Origin of the sequence: Vibrio sp. NC2, assembly GCF_025195005.1 — a bacterium.
Lineage (GTDB): Bacteria > Pseudomonadota > Gammaproteobacteria > Enterobacterales > Vibrionaceae > Vibrio > Vibrio splendidus.
Genome location: NZ_JANVFC010000008.1, coordinates 194,861 through 214,935, shown reverse-complemented (window position 1 = coordinate 214,935; position 20,075 = coordinate 194,861). Strand labels below are relative to the sequence as shown.

Sequence of the window (20,075 nt, the reverse complement as noted above, 5' to 3'; positions counted from 1 at the left end):
AAGTGAACCACACCAGCAAGCGACAGCTGACATATACTAATAACTGAAACAAAGTCGTTCTTTCATAAGAATCACTTTGTTCTCAGTTCGGTTTGATGCATATTGATGAGCTAATTTATCCCAGACACAAGGATGTTATTCAGATGGGATTCGAATGGTTAGCTCTTGCTGCCGCTTTTCTTTGGGCGATTGCGAGCCTGATGTCAGTAAAACCTGCTCAACACTTAGGTTCTTTCGCCTACAGCCGCTGGCGAATGGGTTGTACCGCGATCATCTTATCAAGCATGGCTTGGTTTACCGGTGGTTGGTCAAGTGTGGAAGCTGACTTAGTCACGCCGATGATGCTGTCGGGTCTAATTGGTATCTTCATTGGTGATACGGCCCTATTTGCCTGTTTGAACCGAATGGGACCGCGCCAAGCGGGTTTGCTGTTCTCTTGTCACGCCGTGTTCTCGGCGATTCTTGGTTACTTCCTGTTTAGCGAAAGCATGACTTCGGTGGAGCTTATTGGCTCGGCGTTGGTGTTTAGTGGTGTATTAACCGCAATCTTCTTTGGTCGTCGTGGACAAGCGAACAACCAACTCGAAACCATTAAGGGCACGGTGTGGATTGGTGTTGCGTTGGGAATCACCGCCGCGATCTGCCAAGCATTGGGCGGCATTATTGCCAAACCCGTGATGCAAACTAGCATTGACCCAATAGCCGCCTCTGCCATTCGAATGATCACCGCCTTTGTGGCTCACTCACTGTTTCGCTTAACAGGCGCCAAACTTTCACGCGCACTTAACCCAATGAATAAGCAGATATTCGCGATTACCGCGGTTAACGGCTTTTTGGCAATGGCGGTGGGAATGACGCTGATCTTGTACGCGTTGCAAGAAGGCAATGTCGGCATGGTCGCTCTGTTATCTTCAACCACGCCCATCATGTTGTTACCGATACTCTGGTTGTACACCAAGCAGAGACCAAATGCCTACGCTTGGATAGGTGCCATTGTTGCCGTGGTGGGTACTGGGATTCTGGTCAGCTAGTAGGCACCGGTATTTTGGTCAGATAGAGCACCGGTATTCTAGTTAGCTAGTGAAGCGGATTGAAAGCTGAGAGTTAATAGCTAACCGTTAATAGCTAAGGACTATTAACTCTCAGTAAAAACAAAAGCAAAAAGCTAAGAACGCGGGAAAGGAAAAGCCGTCACGTCATCGATGTGGTCGTAGCCCAGCGCCAGCATGATCAGACGATCGATACCTAGAGCAACACCCGCACAGTCTGGTAAGCCCGCTTTTAATGCCTCAATCAAGTGATGGTCAATCGGTTGAGGCGATAAGCCCATCTCAATGCGTTTGGCATTATCACCTTCAAAGCGCTGAAGTTGTTCTTGTGGCTTATCGAGTTCATGGAAGCCGTTTGCCAATTCAATCCCTTTGAAATACACCTCAAAGCGATCCGCCACTCGTGGATCATTCGGGTTAATCTTGGCTAACGCCGCTTGTGATGCTGGGAAGTCATAAACAAACGCAGGCACTTGCTGCCCTATCTTAGCTTCAACCCCAATACTAAACAGCAGCTGCAATAACGTGTCGCGGTCTTCTTCTGGATCTGCAATGTCGCTGAGCCCTAGTTTCGCTGCAGCTTGCTTTAGCGTATCCATCGAATCTTCCAGTGGACACACACCCAACACATCAATAAAGGCTTGTTGGTAAGTCATTCGCTGTGCTGAGCCTGATTTAAGTACCTGCTGTAACAACAGATCCATTTCATCCATCAAGTCATGATGATCAAAGCCAACACGATACCACTCCAACATAGTGAACTCAGGGTTGTGATAACGGCCATTTTCTTCGTTACGGAAAGACTTACAAATTTGGTAGATACAGCCACTGCCTGCCGCTAACAGTCGTTTCATATGAAACTCTGGGCTCGTCATAAAGAACAGTGGTTGGCCGTGCGCATAACCCGGCCCTACGAATTCAGTTTTGAACGTATGCAAATGCACATCCGTCACCGTGGCGTGACTCATCGCAGGCGTATCCACTTCCATCACGTTTCGTTCTGTAAAGAACTGGCGAATTTGATTAAGGATATCAGCACGTTGCTTTAACTGCTTAATGGTTGCGGCCGGTTGCCATGTAGAGTGCATTATTAAGTTCCATATCACTGAATTCTAGGCGACGAAAATTACCACCTTTCGTCTCTTTTGTAAGCTTCTATCTGTCTATTGATGAAAGCAAAATGTTGTTTTAATGAAGCCAGAAAATTACGTTCTACAATACAATTATCAATACAGCTTTCACATCAACATTGATAACGAAAATCATACTCAACAAGCCGTTAACACCCGCCCTGTGGGTTAATCGTTATCAACAATTCATTGCCGTGATTGCAGTCACATAACCTATAATTTCTATGCCTCCATATGCATTACCGACCTAAAAACCCAAATGCATCAATTTTTGAAATGCCTTCCTCTCTTACACTGAACCTACCACTTAAGGCTTAGGGGTGCTAAATGGTTCCTACGATTTAGAACCTCCTAAATAAGCTTTTTATAATAACAAGCGGAATACTCCGCATCACACTGGAGAATAACTGTGAAGACAATTACCACAGATATCGCAGTCATCGGCGCAGGCGGCGCTGGTCTTCGTACAGCTATCGCTGCGGCTGAAGCTAATCCTGAATTGGAAGTAGCACTGATTTCTAAAGTTTACCCAATGCGTTCGCACACGGTAGCAGCAGAAGGCGGTTCAGCAGCAGTAATTAAAGACGAAGATAGCCTAGATAACCACTTCAACGATACTGTTGGCGGTGGCGACTGGCTATGTGAACAGGATGTTGTTGAATACTTTGTTGAAAACTCGACTCGCGAAATGATCCAAATGGAACAATGGGGCTGCCCATGGAGTCGTAAAGAAAACGGTGAAGTAAACGTACGCCGATTCGGCGGTATGAAAGTAGAGAGAACGTGGTTCGCAGCGGATAAAACCGGCTTCCACATGCTTCATACTCTGTTCCAGACTTCGATGAAGTACGACACAATCAAACGATTTGATGAGTACTTTGTGGTGGATTTGATCGTTGAAGATGGCGAAGTACAAGGCCTAATCGCGATTCATATGTCTGAAGGTGAGCTTGTTACGATTAAAGCGAAATCTGTTGTATTAGCAACCGGTGGCGCAGGTCGTGTTTACCACTGCAATACCAACGGCGGCATCGTGACTGGCGACGGTATGGCAATGGCTTATCGCCACGGTGTTCCACTGCGTGATATGGAGTTCGTTCAATACCACCCAACAGGCCTACCGGGTACTGGCATCTTGATGACTGAAGGTTGTCGTGGTGAAGGCGGTATCATCGTCAACAAGAACGGCTACCGTTACCTACAAGATTACGGCATGGGCCCTGAAACTCCAGTGGGCGAGCCGAAAAACAAATACATGGAACTGGGTCCTCGTGACAAAGTTTCTCAAGCATTCTGGCACGAGCAGCAGAAAGGCAACACCATCAAGCACCCACTTGGTGATGTCGTACACCTTGACCTTCGCCACCTTGGTGAAGAGTACCTGCAAGAGCGTCTTCCGTTCATCTGTGAGCTTGCAAAAGCGTACGTAAACGTAGACCCAGCAAAAGAGCCAATCCCAATTCGCCCTACCGTTCACTACACCATGGGTGGTATTGAAACTAACGGTACGTGTGAGACTCGCATTAAAGGCCTATTCGCCGTTGGTGAATGTGCTTCAGTTGGCCTACACGGTGCAAACCGCCTAGGGTCTAACTCTCTGGCTGAGTTCGTGGTATTTGGCCGCGTAGCCGGTGAACAAGCCGTGAAACGTGCCGCTGAATTCAAAGGCTGGAACGAAGAAGCTATCACTAAGCAAATCAAAGCGGTTGAAGATCGCATCGCAGGTATCTTGGCTCAAGAAGGCGATGAGAACTGGGCTGACATCCGTACTGAAATGGGTCACACCATGGAAGCGGGTTGTGGTATCTACCGTCAAGAAGACTTGATGCAAGAAACCATCGACAAAATCACTGAACTGAAAGCGCGCTACAAGAAGATCAGCATTAAAGACAAAGGCAAAGTGTTCAACACTGACCTACTTTACGCTATCGAAGTGGGCTACGGTCTTGAAGTTGCAGAAGCGATGGTTCACTCAGCGATCCTTCGTAAAGAGTCTCGCGGTGCACACCAACGTCTAGACGACAACTGCACAGAACGTGATGACGTGAACTTCCTGAAACACTCTCTATCTTTCTACAACGAAGATGCAGCACCAACCATCGACTACAGCGGCGTTAAGATTACTAAATCTCAACCTAAAGCTCGTCTATACGGTGAAGCAGCCGAGAAAGCCGCTGCTGCTGAAAAAGCAGCAGAAAAGAATGCGAAGAAGAGCGAAGAGGAGCAAGCATAATGTCAGCGAATCGAATCCAAAAAATTGAAATCCTGCGTTATGACCCTGAGCACGATGCAGAACCTCACTTTCAAACATTTGAAGTTCCGTTTGATGAAACCATGTCAGTACTTGATGCGATTGGTTACATCAAAGATAACCTAGATAAAGACCTGTCTTACCGTTGGTCTTGTCGTATGGCGATTTGTGGTTCTTGCGGCATCATGGTTGATGGCGTGCCAAAACTGGCATGTAAAAGCTTCTTACGTGACTACCCGAATGGCTTCAAGATTGAGCCTTTGGCTAACTTCCCAATCGAGAAAGATTTGATTGTCGACATGACGCCGTTCATCGAGCGCCTTGAAGCAATCAAGCCTTACATCATTGGTAACGACCGCAAGCCAGAAGACGGCACTAACATCCAAACTCCAGAGCAAATGGCGAAGTACAAACAGTTCGCTGGCTGCATCAACTGTGGTTTGTGTTACGCAGCGTGTCCTCAGTTTGGTCTAAACCCTGAGTTCATCGGCCCTGCGGCACTTGCTCTTGCTCACCGCTACAACCTAGATAGCCGTGACAATGGTAAAGCTGAACGTATGAAGCTTATCAATGGCGACAATGGCGCTTGGGGCTGTACGTTTGTAGGTTACTGTTCTGACGTATGTCCGAAGAAAGTAGACCCAGCGGCTGCAGTAAACCAAGGTAAAGTTGAGTCTTCAATGGACTTCGTTATCTCGATGTTTAAACCTGATGGCGAACCGGTTAAAGCGACGGAGGAAGCGTAATATGAGCAATCGTAAACCTTATGTTCGTGAAATGAAGAGAACATGGTGGAGCAACCATCCGTTCTACCGTTTCTACATGCTACGTGAAGCGACTGTACTGCCTTTGATTCTATTCACTCTGTTCCTAACCTTCGGTTTGGGTTCGCTAGTGAAAGGGCCTGAAGCGTGGGAAGGTTGGTTGAGCTTTATGGCTAACCCTGTCGTTGTTGGTATCAACATCGTGGCACTGCTAGGCAGCTTACTGCACGCTCAGACCTTCTTTAGCATGATGCCTCAAGTAATGCCAATCCGTCTTAAAGGCAAATTGGTAGATAAAAGAATCATCGTACTGACCCAGTGGGCAGCGGTGGCATTTATTTCTTTAATCGTTCTTATGGTGGTGTAAGGAGCTTCGTTATGAACACAAATTACAAAATGAAACCTGTTAACCACCTTAAGTCTGTTAACCAAAACCCTAAACGCTCTGATGAACCAATCTGGTGGGGCCTATTCGGTGCTGGCGGTACTTGGTTCGCGATGATCACACCAATCACGATTTTAGTGCTGGGTATCTTAGTGCCAATGGGCATTATCGATGCGGATGCAATGAGCTACGAACGTGTTTCTGAATTCGCCACCAGCATTATCGGTGCGTTATTCATCATCGGTACGCTAGCACTGCCAATGTGGCACGCAATGCACCGTCTTCACCACGGCATGCACGACCTTAAGTTCCACGTCGGCGTTGCAGGTAAAGTGGGCTGCTACTTCGTTGCAGGCCTAATCAGCGCACTGTCTGTTATCTTCATCTTTATGATCTAACAGTTAAGAGCAGATTCGAGATTCGGGTAAACGAGTATCGAAGAGCTTAAGAGCAGATGCGGGATTCGAGTAATCGAGATTCGAAGAGCTTAAGAGCGAAAGATTAGAAGCAGAGCTAGGTTATCCAGCTCTGCTTTTTTGTTGCTTGTCGAATCTCACACATCTAGCTCGCTCTTGTTCTTCCTGCTCTTCGTATCTCGCATCCCGTTTACGCGCATCTGCCCGTCAAGCTCTTCGTATCCCGCATCTCGTTTACGCGCATCTGCCTTTCCCGCTCTTCGTATTTCGCATCCCGTTTACTCGAATCTGCCTTTCCCGCTCTTCGCATCTCACATCTCGTTTACTCGAATCTGCTCTTCTGCTCTTCTGCTCTTCTGCTTTTCCTGATCGCCAGATACAAAAAAGGCCGCTCATAAGCGACCTTTTCTATTTCACTGAGCCATCCTAAACAAGATGGACACAATCAAATTATTTTACACGACCAACGTATTCGCCAGTACGAGTATCAACTTTAACAACTTCACCGATAGCGATGAACAGAGGTACACGAACAACCGCGCCTGTTGCTAGAGTTGCAGGTTTACCACCCGTGCCCTGTGTATCGCCTTTCAGGCCAGGATCAGTTTCAGTTACTGGGATCTCAACAAAGTTTGGCGGAGTAACAGTGATAGGGTTATCATTCCACAACGTTAGAGTACAAACGTCATTTTCAACTAACCATTTTGCTGAATCAGCGACTGCTTTTACGTCTGCTGCGATTTGCTCAAATGTTTCGTTGTTCATGAAGTGGTAGAATTCGCCATCGTTGTATAGGTAGCCTAATTCAACGTCAACAACATCTGCAAGCTCGAAGCTTTCGCCTGACTTGAATGTTTTCTCTAACACTTTGCCTGACAGCAGTTTACGAAGTTTTACACGGTTAAACGCTTGGCCTTTACCTGGCTTAACGTATTCATTGTCGATAATTGCGCAAGGCTCATTATCTAACATGAATTTTAAACCGCCTTTGAATTCATTGGTGCTTACTGACGCCATGATTTTCTCTTCCACATCTTTGAGTTAATTTCAATGCCGCATATCATAACCCGAAAAGTCGAATCTGTTGAGCAAAACTGGCTCAAACAACTATCGAATGCGATCTCTGACCCGTCAAAACTGCTTGAGGCATTAGAAATAGACCCAACACCGTGGCAAGCAGGCTTCGCTGCTCGTGAATTATTTGCACTTAGGGTACCCCTTAGCTTTGTCGAACGAATGGAAAAAGGCAACCCACACGACCCTCTATTGCGTCAGGTGTTACCGCTAAGTGAAGAGTTCGAGGTTCATCAAGGCTATTCAGCCGACCCACTAGAAGAGCAAGAAAACACAATCCCGGGGTTGCTGCACAAATACAAAAGTCGCGCATTGATGATTGTAAAAGGGGGCTGCGCCATCAACTGCCGCTACTGCTTCCGCCGTCATTTCCCTTATCAAGATAACAAGGGCTCGAAGTCTGTGTGGCAAACCAGCCTCGACTATGTAGCCACTCATCCAGAGATCAACGAAGTTATCTTATCCGGTGGCGACCCTTTAATGGCCAAAGACAGCGAACTCGAATGGCTGATCCATGCCATCGAACAGATTCCGCATGTAAAAACCGTTCGAATTCATAGCCGATTACCGGTTGTAATCCCTGCTCGAGTGACGGATGAGCTATGCCAATTATTAGCTCAAACTCGCCTCAACGTGGTGATGGTCAGCCATATTAATCATGCTAACGAGATTAACTTAGAACTCAAGCAAGCCTTTCATAAGCTTAAGCAAAGTGGGGCTACTCTGCTCAACCAAGGCGTGATGCTTAAAGGCGTAAATAACAGCGCTAACTCATTGAAAGAATTAAGCGAAAAGCTATTCGACGCCGGTGTTTTACCTTACTATATGCATGTACTTGATAAAGTTCAGGGCGCCGCTCATTTCTATATTTCTGATGAAGAAGCCAAGCGTCACTTTAAGGGATTAATCTCTGAGGTTTCTGGCTACCTCGTACCTAAGTTAACTCGTGAGATTGGTGGACGCAGCAGCAAGACGCCACTCGATCTACATATTGAATAACTCTATCTCGAGCAATGGTCGCTTCTTATCGTATTGAGTATCAAGAAGCGACAACAGAAAAACTCCCCTAGCTTCACCTTAACGACAAACGGCTGCTAGACTTTAAGTGACCTCTATCAGTCGTTAAGACAAAAATTTTTTGTTCGATCGTCCGGTCTATTATTAGCATACTCGGCTCTATTCTAAATTCTTAGGAGGGGTGATATGTCACAATTTATAGAACAAACTCTCAACCTTGCCCCCTTTAGCTGGGCAGGCCTCGCTGCATGCATGTTATGTGGTTCTTTAATCGGAATAGAAAGGCAAACACGCGGTAAACCCGTCGGAATCCGAACGTCGATTCTGATCATCAGTGGTACCTATTTCTTCCTCACCATGGCGATTAGCCTATCCCCCAACACGCTCGATCAGGCCCGTGTACTTGGTCAGATCATTACGGGTGTTGGATTCCTTGGTGCAGGGGTCATGATGACATTGGATGGCAAGATTCATGGTGTGACTTCAGCTGCGATTATTTGGGTACTCGCTGCATTAGGGATGATGATTGCCTTAGGCCATCTCTCTCAGTCTGTCATCATCACGCTAATGGCATTGGTTATCCTGCTTGGTGTCGACAAAGTGGAAAATAGCTTCCAGAGCCTACGCCGTGGTGTGCATCAGAAGTGGATGAGAAAAGGCCGCGTGAAGAAGTAACCTCAACCGGAAACAGACATTAAAAAGGCCTAGTCACACGACTAGGCCTTTGTGTATCCAACTAATTAATACACCTGAATACACACCTGGTTCTTACCAGCAGCCTTGGCCTTATAGAGCTGCTCATCCGACGAACGAATACTCTGGTTTTCCCACAAGTGGCCGACACTGTCGAATTTATACAGAGAGTAGAGCGTCGCCCCACCAGAAACAGAAATATTCACCTTGTCACCCGTTGGGCATCGATAACTTTGCAGGCTAATATCGTTTTGAATTCGCTCAAAGATCGACGAAAGCAACTCAGAAGATTCACCCGTGATCGCGACAACAAACTCTTCACCACCAAACCGTGCCACGATATCTTGCTGCCTAACGCTGTTCAGCATCAACTGAGCAACATGGCAAATCACCTCGTCCCCCGTTTTGTGGCCATACTGATCATTAACCACTTTAAAATCATCGATATCAAACACGCCAACACCAATAATCGGCTGTTCATCCTGAGCCAGTAATCGAGCTTCAAAGCCACGTCGATTCAGTAAGCCCGTTAATGGATCGCGCATTGCTAGGTCATTCAAACGCTGGTGTTCTTGTCTTGTATAAAAACGCCATAGCCATAAAACCGAGAGCAAATACAAAACCAACAGTATCGAAAGCTGAATCTTCTCCATCGCCAATACATGCAGAAAGTGCTCGATCTTATCTTCTTCAATACTCAGATATAGCTGGGTGTTAATGTCATCAACATAGAGAGGCTTGGAATAAGTAAAGTCCATAAACCCGTACTTGTTTGCGCCTCGAGTGCTGGTGACTTTATAACCATGGGTAGGGTTCGATACGAGGTTAGAGACATAGCCATCGACACCCAATACCCCTTTAAACTCACCATTAACGTAGATCCCTTTGGTTAAGGTCACCACTTTCTTACCTGTTAAGTAATCATCGTATTGGCCGGTATACACTACCTGATCTTGCCCCTGAGCTAAGCCAAAGCGAATCGTATTAATCCAATATGGTCGGCTATTTACGACAGAGTCGAACGTATCGCCTTTCATATATTGGGCAATATCGGAGGGGGAAGAGATAATAAACTTCTCTTTCGAAATGAAGTAAATCGCAGAGATGGTCTCTATGGTATTGGCAAAATAAGCCATGGTCGGCGCGATAAACAGGCGCTTCCCCGCCTCGGTATAAAGGTCCGATTTCGGATCGCACATCTCGCGAGGGCCAGAGAACATAAAGTCAAAGCGAGGGGCATGCTGCTCTTCACTGGTGAAATAGCACGTTTCATCTTCGATCTTTTTCTCATGCGAGAATACGTAGGTGTCACCATGCAGTGGGTAGAGCGCAGTGATGTTGTACTCAAGCGCATTAATGATCTGTGTGAGCTCCGCTAAAGAGCGTGTCACGCCTTGGTTTTCGATTCCATACTGTTTATCTGATTCTTCCGCTGAATCAACGAGCAACAAGCTCAAAACTACTAAAAAACTGGCGGTTAGACTTAAAAAAGCCTTTTTAAAATCGACGGTATGGGTATTAATCAAAGCATATAAATCATCGTTGGAAATTTATCGCACATTGTACTTATAAGTAAAAATACTGCAATAGCAAATATAAAACAGAATGCTTATTGGGTCATTTGAGATATGTGAGTTAGGAATGGAAAGCAATGACGCCTAAGCTCAAGGGCTTAGGCGTTAATAGGTTTAAACATTGAAAGCTTTAAGCCTTACTAAAAAAAGCAACTCGCCAATAGGGAGTTGAAAGGCTCACTACAATTTACTTAGCAAAGTTCACAATCGGGAAGCACGGGAAGAAGCCGTTATCAGCACAGTTGATCAAGCCAATTTGCACGCCTTCAATCTTCGTTGTTTTGTTGAAGATACCAACCTGAACCGTAGAAACTTCTGAAAGGTTCGCCGCACCCACATCAACCATAGTGTCGCCTTCAGAATAGTTAACAAAACTCACGTTCGCGCCTTTTACATCATTAGTGATGTTCACTGCACCCAAGTTCAAACCTGTTGTTTTTCCTGGGTTCCAGTTGAATATACCCAAAGAAGCACCGGTCATTTCTTGGTTTACTTTATGCGCACCAAAAATACCCAAGTTTACACCTGTCGTCGTTTGCGTCTCTGACATACCAATAATAGCAAGGTCGACACCTTTAACGTCATTCACTTGCCCATGAAGCAACGCAACACGTACACCGCCAACCGCATCTGAATCCGGAGCATTGAAGCCGTTGATCGTTGAAAACATAACAGGCGAAGAAGCAAATGCCGCCGGTGCCATTACTGCTGCAGACACAGCAAGTACTGAAAGTAATTTTTTCATTGGGGAGTCTCCACTGACTTATTGTTGACTTGATTAATCCATTTTCAATCAAGCATTTATTATCCTTTATTCAACAGCTATCCATGTTAGATCAATGTCATAACTGTACTGTTGAATATAAGACGCTAAATCATAAAGAGCAATATAAAGAAAGGGATACGGTGAGAGGTAAGAGTAGCGATCTAGGCCCATGTTTCTATTTGAAGGTTGTAAAGATTCCCTATCACGCTCGTGCCTCGCTGTAGGGAATGACGAAACGCAAAATAACTCTAGCAATAACAACCGTCATTCCAGAACTGAGGAACGAAGTATCTGGAATCTCAGTTTAACGACGAATCCAATTATAACGAGCAAAAAAACGGAGACCGAAGTCTCCGTTTTCTAAAGCTTATGTATGGCTTTCTCTGTTATGAGAAAGGGGGATGATTACATCATGCCGCCCATACCACCCATACCGCCCATGCCACCCATATCAGGCATTGCAGGGCCAGAATCTTGTGGCTTATCAGTGATCATCGCTTCTGTTGTGATCATAAGACCAGCTACCGATGCTGCGAACTGAAGTGCAGAACGAGTTACCTTAGTTGGATCTAGGATACCCATAGCAATCATGTCGCCGTATTCGCCAGTAGCTGCGTTGTAACCGTAGTTACCTTCGCCAGCGCGAACGTTGTTAGCAACAACAGATTCTTCATCACCAGCATTGGTCGTGATTTGACGGATAGGCGCTTCCATTGCACGTAGTGCAACGCGGATACCTACGTTTTGCTCTTCGTTGTCGCCTTCAAGGCCAGCAACTTTAGACGCAGCGCGGATAAGAGCAACACCACCACCAGCAACCACACCTTCTTCAACAGCAGCGCGAGTTGCGTGAAGTGCATCTTCTACGCGGTCTTTCTTCTCTTTCATCTCAACTTCAGTCGCAGCGCCAACTTTGATTACTGCAACACCGCCAGCTAGCTTAGCTACGCGCTCTTGAAGTTTTTCTTTGTCGTAGTCTGAAGTTGCATCTTCGATTTGTTGACGAATTTGAGAAACACGACCTTTGATCATCTCTTCATTACCCGCACCATCGATGATGGTTGAGTTTTCTTTAGTGATCGTAATGCGCTTAGCTTGACCTAGGTCTTCTAGCGTTACTTTCTCAAGGTCTAGGCCGATCTCTTCAGAGATAACCGTGCCGCCCGTTAGGATAGCGATGTCTTGCAGCATAGATTTACGACGGTCGCCGAAACCAGGTGCTTTAACAGCAGCCACTTTAACGATGCCACGCATGTTGTTCACAACAAGAGTTGCTAGCGCTTCGCCTTCTACATCTTCAGCAATGATAAGAAGTGGACGAGATGCCTTAGCAACTGCTTCTAGAGTCGGAAGAAGTTCACGGATGTTCGAAACTTTCTTGTCGATTAGAAGAATAAATGGGCTATCTAGATCAACAGAACCTGCTTCTTGGTTGTTGATGAAGTAAGGAGATAGGTAACCGCGGTCGAACTGCATACCTTCAACTACGTCTAGCTCGTCTTGCAGAGCCTGACCTTCTTCAACCGTGATTACGCCATCACGACCTACTTTTTCCATCGCTTCAGCGATGATGTTACCTACTGTCGAATCAGAGTTCGCAGAGATAGTACCTACTTGCGCGATAGCTTTCGTGTCTGAACAAGGAACAGAAAGGTTCTTCAGCTCTTCAACAGCCGCGATAACCGCTTTGTCGATGCCGCGCTTAAGATCCATTGGGTTCATGCCAGCAGCAACGGCTTTTAGGCCTTCAGCGATAATAGACTGAGCCAATACTGTTGCTGTTGTTGTTCCGTCGCCCGCCGCGTCATTCGCTTGCGAAGCCACTTCTTTAACCATTTGTGCGCCCATGTTTTGGAACTTGTCTTCAAGTTCAATTTCACGTGCAACTGAAACACCATCTTTAGTGATAGTCGGTGCGCCAAATGATTTGTCTAGAACAACGTTACGGCCTTTAGGACCTAGCGTTACTTTTACTGCGTCAGCCAGAACGTTTACACCTTCTAGCATTTTAATACGTGCGTCGTTACCAAATTTAACGTCTTTAGCAGCCATCTTAATTTCCTTTAAAATTCTTTATTAAATCAGTTCAATGTGTGGCGCGGATTACTCAACGATCGCCATGATGTCGTTTTCAGACATGATCAGAACTTCTTTGCCGTCGATCTTTTCAGTTTTAGTGCCGTAGCCTTCAGAAAAGATAACAGTATCGCCAACTTTAACGTCCAATGGTTGTACTGAACCATTTTCTAAAATGCGGCCTTTGCCAACAGCTAGAATAGTACCGCGCGTTGATTTTTCAGCGGCAGAACCAGTTAGAACGATGCCACCAGCAGATTTAGATTCAACTTCTTGGCGCTCAACGATAACTCGGTCGTGTAGAGGACGGATATTCATCGGTCGGATCTCCTGATAATTTCCATTTAATTTGATAGTTGCCACGATTGGCATGGGGTTACCCAATATGTTGGGGCGATGTGGAAGAACCCAAGGGGGAAAAGATAAAAACTGTGATCTAAGGGGCAGATAAGAATAGGTAAGAGCAGATGCGAGTAAACGAGATGCTAGATACGAAAAGCAAAAACGCCCCTGCGAATAATCCTGTGTAAATGTCAGGGGGTTAAGCAAAAGAAGGCTGCTTTTCTTTTCTCCGCTTTTAGCTCTTCGATACTCGTTTACCCGCATCTCGTATCTGCTCTTCAATCTTTTCGCATCTCGAATCACGTTACCCTCATCTAGCTCTTTGTATCTGCTCTTCAAGCTCTTCGCATCCCGAATCTCGTTTACTCGTATCTGCTCTTTCACATCCCGCATCTGCTTTTCTTCCCTTCCCGCCCGCATCTGTTTATCCTACGCTTTTGGTTTCTATCGGCGTTTTGCATGCAAGATAAGCACGGGCTATTAACCGCCCCAATTGAGAGTACATTGCGTACCATGACCATACCGACCATATTCGGTATGGTGGCGATCTTGATGTTTAACCTCGTCGATACTTTCTTTATCTCATTACTGGGTACACAAGCCCTTGCTGCGGTGAGCTTTACCTTCCCAATCACCTTTGCGATTAACTGCATCACCATGGGGATCGGCATCGGCCTTTCGACATGTATTGGGCGCTTACTCGGTCAAGGCTGCGCGCAAAACGCAGCAAGGTTTACCTGTCATGGATTATTACTCGCGCTACTTCTGGTCTGTTGCGCTTCCGCCGTTGGCATTATCTCACTCGAACCCCTATTTACTTTGTTGGGTGCCGAAGCGGAGTTACTGCCTCTGATCTCCGAGTACATGCTGATCTGGTATGTCACCATTCCCCTATTAGTGATCCCAATGGCAGGCAACAGTGCCATTCGTGCTAGTGGCGATACCAAAACGCCCGCTAAAATTATGATGCTGGCAGGGTTAATCAACGGCGTTCTCGATCCTTTGCTCATTTTTGGTTACGGCCCCTTCCCTGAATTAGGGATTCAAGGCGCTGCAATTGCCAGTGGGTTCAGTTGGTTTGGCGCTCTGTGCTGCTCGCTGTACATCTTGATTAAACGAGAAAAGCTTCTGGCTTTACCGAATATCAAAAGCATCCTTAGCGATTGGCATCAAATACTCACCATCGGCACGCCTGCTGCGCTGTCCAACGCGCTCAACCCATTAGCGGGTGCCATCATAATGATGATGTTGGCCAAACAAGGAACCGAAGCCGTTGCTGCTTATGGCGCTGCCCAGCGTATTGAATCCATTCTTATCATTGTGTTGATGTCTCTGACCTCGGCGCTTATGCCTTTCATGGCGCAGAACTTTGGCGCAAACAACCCTCAACGCAGCTTTAAGGCACTGTTTCTGAGTATGCGTTTTGCAGTGATGTTCCAAGGTTTGATTTTCTTGATGATGGTGCCGCTAAGCATTCCTTTGGCCGCCCTATTTTCTCAAGAAGAATCCGTACGAGGCATTTTGTGGCATTACCTGTTGGTCGTCCCCTTTAGCTATGGGTTCCAAGGTATTGTGATGATGCTGATCAGCGGCATGAATGCGATGCATCAACCACTCAAAGCCTTTCAATGGAGCTTCATGCGTTTGTTTGTCTTTACCTTGCCGTTTGCTTGGATAGGCAGCCAAATTGATGGTGTCGAAGGGTTGTTTATCGGTTTAGCCTTGGGGAACATTGTCGGCGGTATTTCAGGGTATTGCTTTGCACTTCGTGTTAGGGGTAAAGCAGATGCGGGATGCGAGTAAACGAGATGCGAAAAGATGTAAGAGCAGATACGAGATGCGAGTAACCGGGATACGAAAAGATGTAAGAGCAGATGCGAGATTCGGGTAACCGGGATGCGAAAAGATGTAAGAGCAGATGAGAGATTCGAGTAACCGGGATACGAAAAGATATAAGAGCAGATGAGAGATTCGAGTAACCGGGATACGAAAAGATATAAGAGCAGATGAGAGATTCGAGTATCGAGATTCGAAGAGCTTGAGAGCAGAAAGAGACTAGAAGAAGGAAGATGACATGGAAGACACCACTTACAAAATGCTTTATGACGCACCAATTGGCAAGATGATCATTGTGAGTAACGGTGTGTCGCTTATTGAAATTGACCATGTGAATCACGAAGAGCTAATGACTAGCAATCCAGATGAGCTTTGCCAACTGGCGACGAAACAGTTAGATGAATACTTTGCCGGAAAACGTACAAACTTTGATTTGCCTTTAAAGCCACAAGGTACTGATTTTCAGCTCAAAGCTTGGGTCGCTTTAACAACCATTCCTTATGGCGAAACCATCAGTTACGGTGAGCAAGCAAAGAGAATGGACAACCCAAAAGCCGTAAGAGCAGTGGGTGGTGCTAACGGCAAGAACCCATTTAGTATTGTTGTTCCCTGCCACCGAGTGATTGGTGCGAATGGCACATTAACCGGCTACACCGGCGGCATGAACCGCAAAGAATGGTTGTTGGACTTTGAGCTGAAAATGCTAAACAACGAGTAAAAATAGAAAACGAGCTAAAAATGCTAAACAACGAGTAATAGTAAACAACGAGCTAAAAATCTTAAAAAAACAGATAGCCGAATAAACCAAGATACATGTTTAAGTGCTCTTTAAATCTTCGCAACAGCCATAGCGAAACGTTGTTTTTTCGCCACCCATAACCCACCAACGATAAGAACAAAAAACAAAATATGCAGCCATAACTTTGGCCCGACATCGGTGTTCAGTGCAGATAACGAACTGATAGACGGAAACTGTTTTGTCGTCACGAGTTTCACCACCCATTCATTGGCTGGCGTTGCAATAAGCGTGGTTATCCAACCCAATACGGCGATTTGGATGAGGTTAACGGAAAGCGATGAATTGAAGATAAAAATAAGATTCGAAAGAAAGGCATAACACAATGAAACACCAACATGCACAACCCACGACAACACCAGTGCACTCGTTGGATCATAACCACCTAACGTCACGTACGCAGAGGCGTGTCGAGATGTCAGTGTCGACATACCAAACAAAGGCTGAATCAAGATAAAAGCGATACTAGCCATCACCCCGACAACAAGTGTCATGATAAGCGTCTTTTTATTCATATTTTTAACTTCCATTAGAGAAATAGAACAACTTGAATAGAAAAACACTCCAAGTGCTTATTGTATTTGTCTTCATCAAATCAAACCCTGAACGATCGTTCAAGAATTGAAAATTTAGCACTAACAAAATAGATGTGCAAGGTTTTGTTTATTTGATAAACAATGAGGAAATGAATCCATTTCGCTTCGATGCTTATGCTCATGCTTAGAATCAGGCTCAAACTCATCAAGAGCGGATGTCGGCCATATTGGCTATAAAATAGAAGCAGGATGAAAGATAGGTAGACAGGTAAACAGATAGACACTGGTTTTACTGGCTTGACATTGAGGACAGAAAAATCACAAAAAAAAACGGCCACACTCGCGTGCAGCCGTTCTCGTATTCGATGAAAAGTAAGTAGCTATTTATCTAAAAAACATCTACTTAACTTAAACAGTCACTGCTTATCTTAAACAGTACTACTTAACTAAAATATCACCTGACATTTCAGCTGGAATTGCGATACCAGACAGAGAAAGCATCGTTGGTGCAAGGTCAGACAGCTTACCGCCTTCTTTGAACTCAACGTCTTTGCTGCCCACGTAGATAAGTGGAACAGGTAGGTTAGTGTGCGCCGTGTGGATGCCGCCCGTTTCTGGGTTTACCATCATTTCCGCGTTACCGTGGTCCGCTGTGATAAGCAGTTGGCCATCGGCTTCTTTGATTGCTTCAACTACTTTACCCAGACATTCGTCTAGCGACTCTACGGCTTTAACCGCTGCATCGTAAACGCCAGTGTGGCCAACCATGTCACAGTTAGGGAAGTTACAAACGATAGCGTCGTATTTGCCGCCTTTGATTGCTGCAACCAACTTTTCAGTCAGCTCTGGTGCGCTCATTTCTGGCTGTAGGTCGTACGTTGCTACTTTTGGAGAAGCAACAAGCTGACGCTCTTCGCCTTCAAACTCGTCTTCTTTACCGCCGTTGAAGAAGAACGTCACGTGCGCGTATTTCTCTGTTTCAGAGATACGTAGCTGCGTTTTGCCTTCTTTCGATAGCCATTCACCGTAGGTGTTCTCTAGAGAAGCCGGTGGGAATGCACATAGAAGCGGGATGTCGGCTGCGTATTGAGTCAGCATCACGAAATCGATCGCTGGGAATACATTACGCTCAAAACCGTCGAAGCTAGGCACAAACGCACGTGTGATTTCACGAGCACGGTCGGCACGGTAGTTCATGAAGATAACCGCATCGCCATCAACGATAGCGGCAGACTCTTCGCCTTCCGCTTTGATTTCAGTCGCTTTTACAAACTCATCGTTTTCATCACGAGCGTAAGCTGCTTCTAGGCCAGCGACGGCTGTATCAAACGTGAATTCACCTTTCGCTTCGGTAAGAAGGTCGTAAGATTCTTGAACGCGATCCCAGTTGTTATCACGGTCCATTGCGTAGTAGCGACCAATAAGCGAAGCCACACGGCCTTTGCCTAGCTTAGCGAACAACTCTTGGAAACGCGCTAATGTGTTTTCTGCGCTGCGTGGCGGTGTATCACGACCGTCTAGGAATGCGTGTAGGTAGATTTTCTCTGCGCCACGCTCTGCTGCCATTTCAACAGCTGCGTAGATGTGATCTTCATGAGAGTGAACGCCACCTGGAGACATAAGGCCCATGATGTGAACCGCTTTGTCTGCTTTAACTGCTTTATCAACCGCATTCACTAGCGCTTCCGTTTGAGCGAATTCGCCGTCTGCGATTGATTTAGTAATGCGCGTTAAATCTTGGTATACCACACGACCCGCACCGATGTTAGTGTGACCCACTTCAGAGTTACCCATTTGGCCATCAGGTAGGCCTACATCTAAGCCAGAAGCAGAGATTAGCGTGTTAGGTTGGTTAGCAATAAGACCGTCTAATACAGGTGTATTAGCGTTCGCGATAGCGTTGTCTTGGTTGTCTTCACGGTAACCGTAACCGTCAAGGATCACTAGAGCCATTGGCTTCTTAGCTGACATAGGACTGACCTCGTTCAATTCAAAATAAATCGGTATAAAAACAAATTAGCGTAATTTTACTACAGTTTACAGTCAAAACTGTAGTGGAAGATCAAGAAAGGGCGCAGGTAAGAGGATCGGATATGAAAAAAAATGTCATTTTGTGTTTAAGTATCATGCTTAATAGCGATAAAAGTCAGTAGTTATATTGACAATAATCATAATCAACAGCATGTACATAAAACAGATTTTAGCGTAAAATACACGCAATTAAAATTCATACAAAAAATTGGCTAGAGTTAATCATGTTATTAGAGCTATCATTTGTTGGCTTCTTCTCCTTTTCCTCACTCTTTTTGATGCGAAAAGTGGCGAAATCCATTGGCTTAGTGGATAAACCTAATGAGAGAAAGCTACACACAGGCGCGATCCCATTGGTAGGAGGTATAGCGATCAGCTTAACCATCAGCCAATTCATCGTTACTCACCCGGATGTCATCCCTCATAGCCCACTCTTTTTAGCATCCATTATTGCGCTTATTATTATCGGAGCGCTTGATGATAAATTCGACATTAGCTTCAAGATACGACTTGTAGTTCAAGCTATTCTCTCTATCAGCATGATGTATTTCGCCGACATTCGACTAGAGAACATTGGTAACCTTTTGGGTACTGGAGATTTGCATTTAGGGGTTCTTAGCCCCGTAGTAACAATACTTGCTGTGATTGGGGCTATTAATGCGTTCAACATGGTGGATGGCATTGATGGCTTATTAGGTGGGCTTGCGATAGTGACCTTTGCTGGTATCGCGATTTTACTTAAAGTAGACAGCCAACACGGCTTAGCGTATTTATGCGTGGTGTTTATTGTCGCGATCATTCCTTATATCTTAATGAACCTCGGCATTCTTGGCCGCGAACGAAAAGTGTTCATGGGCGATGCCGGCAGCATGATGATTGGCTTTACCGTAATATGGTTACTGCTGGGCGCTAGCCAAGATATAGCCGAACCTCTGATGCGACCAATTACTGCACTGTGGTTAATTGCTGTTCCGCTGATGGACATGGCTGCCATCATGTTCAGGCGCGTACGACGCGGTGATTCTCCTTTCAAGCCCGACAGAGAACACCTACACCACATTTTCCAACGCCTTGGCTGCACATCACGTCAAACTTTGGCTATTATTTGTTTAATCGCAAGTAGCTTCGCTGGGTTCGGTATTTTTGGTGAGTTCCTAGAAATTGCCGAATCAACCATGTTTATCCTATTTATGATGTGCTTTGCTTCTTACACCGTAGCCATGAGCTATGTTTGGCGCATTACAAGCTGGATTAGAAGTTGCCGAAATCTCCCTGAGAAAGTGTATTAAACCTTAAATAGAAAGCTAGTTTCCGATATCCACCTCCGCTAGCGGAGTAA

The 20,075-nt window shown here is 45.6% G+C and carries 18 protein-coding genes; 10 read left to right on the top strand and 8 right to left on the bottom strand.

The genetic code is table 11. The features are described 5' to 3' along the window. The first annotated feature begins 143 nt into the window (after positions 1–143). Complete coding sequence (locus NX845_RS13290) at positions 144–1,031, top strand: DMT family transporter (RefSeq protein ID WP_016799445.1); 888 nt, start codon at positions 144–146, stop codon at positions 1,029–1,031. A gap of 134 nt (positions 1,032–1,165) precedes the next feature. Here NX845_RS13290 and epmA read toward each other — a convergent pair whose 3' ends face one another. Then, complete coding sequence (epmA, locus tag NX845_RS13285) at positions 1,166–2,137, bottom strand: elongation factor P--(R)-beta-lysine ligase (RefSeq protein WP_017061301.1); 972 nt, start codon at positions 2,135–2,137, stop codon at positions 1,166–1,168. Positions 2,138–2,588: 451 nt separating this feature from the next. On the opposite strand from epmA, the gene frdA reads away from it, so the two are divergent. From frdA to frdD, 4 genes are read left to right on the top strand one after another with little or no spacing between them, the layout of a single operon-like run. Then, positions 2,589–4,412: a fumarate reductase (quinol) flavoprotein subunit gene (gene frdA, locus NX845_RS13280; protein ID WP_260256902.1), complete on the top strand. Its 1,824-nt coding sequence runs from the start codon at positions 2,589–2,591 to the stop codon at positions 4,410–4,412. Further along, complete coding sequence (locus NX845_RS13275) at positions 4,412–5,176, top strand: succinate dehydrogenase/fumarate reductase iron-sulfur subunit (RefSeq protein WP_004733343.1); 765 nt, start codon at positions 4,412–4,414, stop codon at positions 5,174–5,176. The genes frdA and NX845_RS13275 overlap by 1 nt, the downstream gene beginning before the upstream one ends. Before the next feature lies 1 nt (position 5,177). Further along, positions 5,178–5,561 (top strand): fumarate reductase subunit FrdC, encoded by a 384-nt coding sequence (frdC, locus tag NX845_RS13270; RefSeq protein WP_004733341.1) that lies wholly within the window; start codon positions 5,178–5,180, stop codon positions 5,559–5,561. 11 nt (positions 5,562–5,572) lie between these two features. Then, positions 5,573–5,977 (top strand): fumarate reductase subunit FrdD, encoded by a 405-nt coding sequence (gene frdD / locus NX845_RS13265; RefSeq protein ID WP_004733339.1) that lies wholly within the window; start codon positions 5,573–5,575, stop codon positions 5,975–5,977. A gap of 468 nt (positions 5,978–6,445) precedes the next feature. Here frdD and efp read toward each other — a convergent pair whose 3' ends face one another. Beyond that, positions 6,446–7,012: an elongation factor P gene (efp, locus tag NX845_RS13260; protein ID WP_004733338.1), complete on the bottom strand. Its 567-nt coding sequence runs from the start codon at positions 7,010–7,012 to the stop codon at positions 6,446–6,448. A gap of 33 nt (positions 7,013–7,045) precedes the next feature. Between efp and epmB the strand changes: the two genes are divergently transcribed. Then, on the top strand, positions 7,046–8,068 hold the full coding sequence (gene epmB, locus NX845_RS13255) for an EF-P beta-lysylation protein EpmB (protein WP_102575983.1): 1,023 nt from the start codon (positions 7,046–7,048) through the stop codon (positions 8,066–8,068). A 204-nt stretch (positions 8,069–8,272) separates the two neighbouring features. Continuing rightward, on the top strand, positions 8,273–8,761 hold the full coding sequence (locus NX845_RS13250; RefSeq protein WP_004733333.1) for an MgtC/SapB family protein: 489 nt from the start codon (positions 8,273–8,275) through the stop codon (positions 8,759–8,761). Between the two features lie 65 nt (positions 8,762–8,826). On the opposite strand, the gene NX845_RS13245 is transcribed toward NX845_RS13250, so the two are convergent. The 4 genes from NX845_RS13245 to NX845_RS13230 form a co-directional block, all read right to left on the bottom strand. Continuing rightward, positions 8,827–10,305, bottom strand: coding sequence for a diguanylate cyclase (locus tag NX845_RS13245; RefSeq protein WP_102575984.1), 1,479 nt, complete (start codon positions 10,303–10,305; stop codon positions 8,827–8,829). Between the two features lie 235 nt (positions 10,306–10,540). Beyond that, on the bottom strand, positions 10,541–11,098 hold the full coding sequence (locus tag NX845_RS13240; protein ID WP_102536759.1) for a VC2662 family protein: 558 nt from the start codon (positions 11,096–11,098) through the stop codon (positions 10,541–10,543). Between the two features lie 426 nt (positions 11,099–11,524). Next, a complete protein-coding gene (groL, locus tag NX845_RS13235) occupies positions 11,525–13,171 on the bottom strand; it encodes a chaperonin GroEL (protein ID WP_017079119.1) in 1,647 nt (548 codons plus the stop codon). Between the two features lie 51 nt (positions 13,172–13,222). After that, positions 13,223–13,513 carry a co-chaperone GroES gene (locus NX845_RS13230; RefSeq protein WP_004733324.1) on the bottom strand — a complete coding sequence of 97 codons (291 nt, stop codon included), beginning with the start codon at positions 13,511–13,513 and terminating at the stop codon, positions 13,223–13,225. Between the two features lie 483 nt (positions 13,514–13,996). Here NX845_RS13230 and NX845_RS13225 point away from each other — a divergent pair, with 483 nt between their 5' ends. Together NX845_RS13225 and NX845_RS13220 are read left to right on the top strand one after the other, a co-directional pair. After that, on the top strand, positions 13,997–15,340 hold the full coding sequence (locus NX845_RS13225) for an MATE family efflux transporter (protein ID WP_102575985.1): 1,344 nt from the start codon (positions 13,997–13,999) through the stop codon (positions 15,338–15,340). Between the two features lie 271 nt (positions 15,341–15,611). Continuing rightward, complete coding sequence (locus NX845_RS13220) at positions 15,612–16,091, top strand: methylated-DNA--[protein]-cysteine S-methyltransferase (RefSeq protein WP_102575986.1); 480 nt, start codon at positions 15,612–15,614, stop codon at positions 16,089–16,091. A 110-nt stretch (positions 16,092–16,201) separates the two neighbouring features. Here the strand turns inward: NX845_RS13220 and NX845_RS13215 are convergent, their stop codons facing one another. Then, on the bottom strand, positions 16,202–16,684 hold the full coding sequence (locus tag NX845_RS13215; protein ID WP_102575997.1) for a hypothetical protein: 483 nt from the start codon (positions 16,682–16,684) through the stop codon (positions 16,202–16,204). 459 nt (positions 16,685–17,143) lie between these two features. After that, the gene (gpmM, locus tag NX845_RS13210) at positions 17,144–18,676 is read right to left on the bottom strand and encodes a 2,3-bisphosphoglycerate-independent phosphoglycerate mutase (RefSeq protein WP_102575987.1); all 1,533 of its coding nucleotides are present in this window, start codon (positions 18,674–18,676) and stop codon (positions 17,144–17,146) included. 284 nt (positions 18,677–18,960) lie between these two features. Here gpmM and wecA point away from each other — a divergent pair, with 284 nt between their 5' ends. Continuing rightward, positions 18,961–20,025: a UDP-N-acetylglucosamine--undecaprenyl-phosphate N-acetylglucosaminephosphotransferase gene (wecA, locus tag NX845_RS13205; RefSeq protein ID WP_017094101.1), complete on the top strand. Its 1,065-nt coding sequence runs from the start codon at positions 18,961–18,963 to the stop codon at positions 20,023–20,025. The last annotated feature ends 50 nt before the right edge of the window (positions 20,026–20,075 follow it).

Excerpts from the sequence above, each read along its gene's own strand:
- epmB (WP_102575983.1), top strand. The coding sequence starts at position 7,046 with ATGCCGCATATCATAACCCGAAAAGTCGAATCTGTTGAGCAAAACTGG.
- frdD (WP_004733339.1), top strand. The coding sequence starts at position 5,573 with ATGAACACAAATTACAAAATGAAACCTGTTAACCACCTTAAGTCTGTT.
- NX845_RS13225 (WP_102575985.1), top strand. The coding sequence starts at position 13,997 with ATGCAAGATAAGCACGGGCTATTAACCGCCCCAATTGAGAGTACATTG.
- NX845_RS13240 (WP_102536759.1), bottom strand. The coding sequence starts at position 11,098 with ATGAAAAAATTACTTTCAGTACTTGCTGTGTCTGCAGCAGTAATGGCA.
- groL (WP_017079119.1), bottom strand. The coding sequence starts at position 13,171 with ATGGCTGCTAAAGACGTTAAATTTGGTAACGACGCACGTATTAAAATG.
- frdC (WP_004733341.1), top strand. The coding sequence starts at position 5,178 with ATGAGCAATCGTAAACCTTATGTTCGTGAAATGAAGAGAACATGGTGG.
- NX845_RS13215 (WP_102575997.1), bottom strand. The coding sequence starts at position 16,684 with ATGAATAAAAAGACGCTTATCATGACACTTGTTGTCGGGGTGATGGCT.
- NX845_RS13220 (WP_102575986.1), top strand. The coding sequence starts at position 15,612 with ATGGAAGACACCACTTACAAAATGCTTTATGACGCACCAATTGGCAAG.
- gpmM (WP_102575987.1), bottom strand. The coding sequence starts at position 18,676 with ATGTCAGCTAAGAAGCCAATGGCTCTAGTGATCCTTGACGGTTACGGT.
- NX845_RS13250 (WP_004733333.1), top strand. The coding sequence starts at position 8,273 with ATGTCACAATTTATAGAACAAACTCTCAACCTTGCCCCCTTTAGCTGG.
- wecA (WP_017094101.1), top strand. The coding sequence starts at position 18,961 with ATGTTATTAGAGCTATCATTTGTTGGCTTCTTCTCCTTTTCCTCACTC.
- epmA (WP_017061301.1), bottom strand. The coding sequence starts at position 2,137 with ATGCACTCTACATGGCAACCGGCCGCAACCATTAAGCAGTTAAAGCAA.
- NX845_RS13275 (WP_004733343.1), top strand. The coding sequence starts at position 4,412 with ATGTCAGCGAATCGAATCCAAAAAATTGAAATCCTGCGTTATGACCCT.
- NX845_RS13230 (WP_004733324.1), bottom strand. The coding sequence starts at position 13,513 with ATGAATATCCGTCCTCTACACGACCGAGTTATCGTTGAGCGCCAAGAA.
- NX845_RS13290 (WP_016799445.1), top strand. The coding sequence starts at position 144 with ATGGGATTCGAATGGTTAGCTCTTGCTGCCGCTTTTCTTTGGGCGATT.
- efp (WP_004733338.1), bottom strand. The coding sequence starts at position 7,012 with ATGGCGTCAGTAAGCACCAATGAATTCAAAGGCGGTTTAAAATTCATG.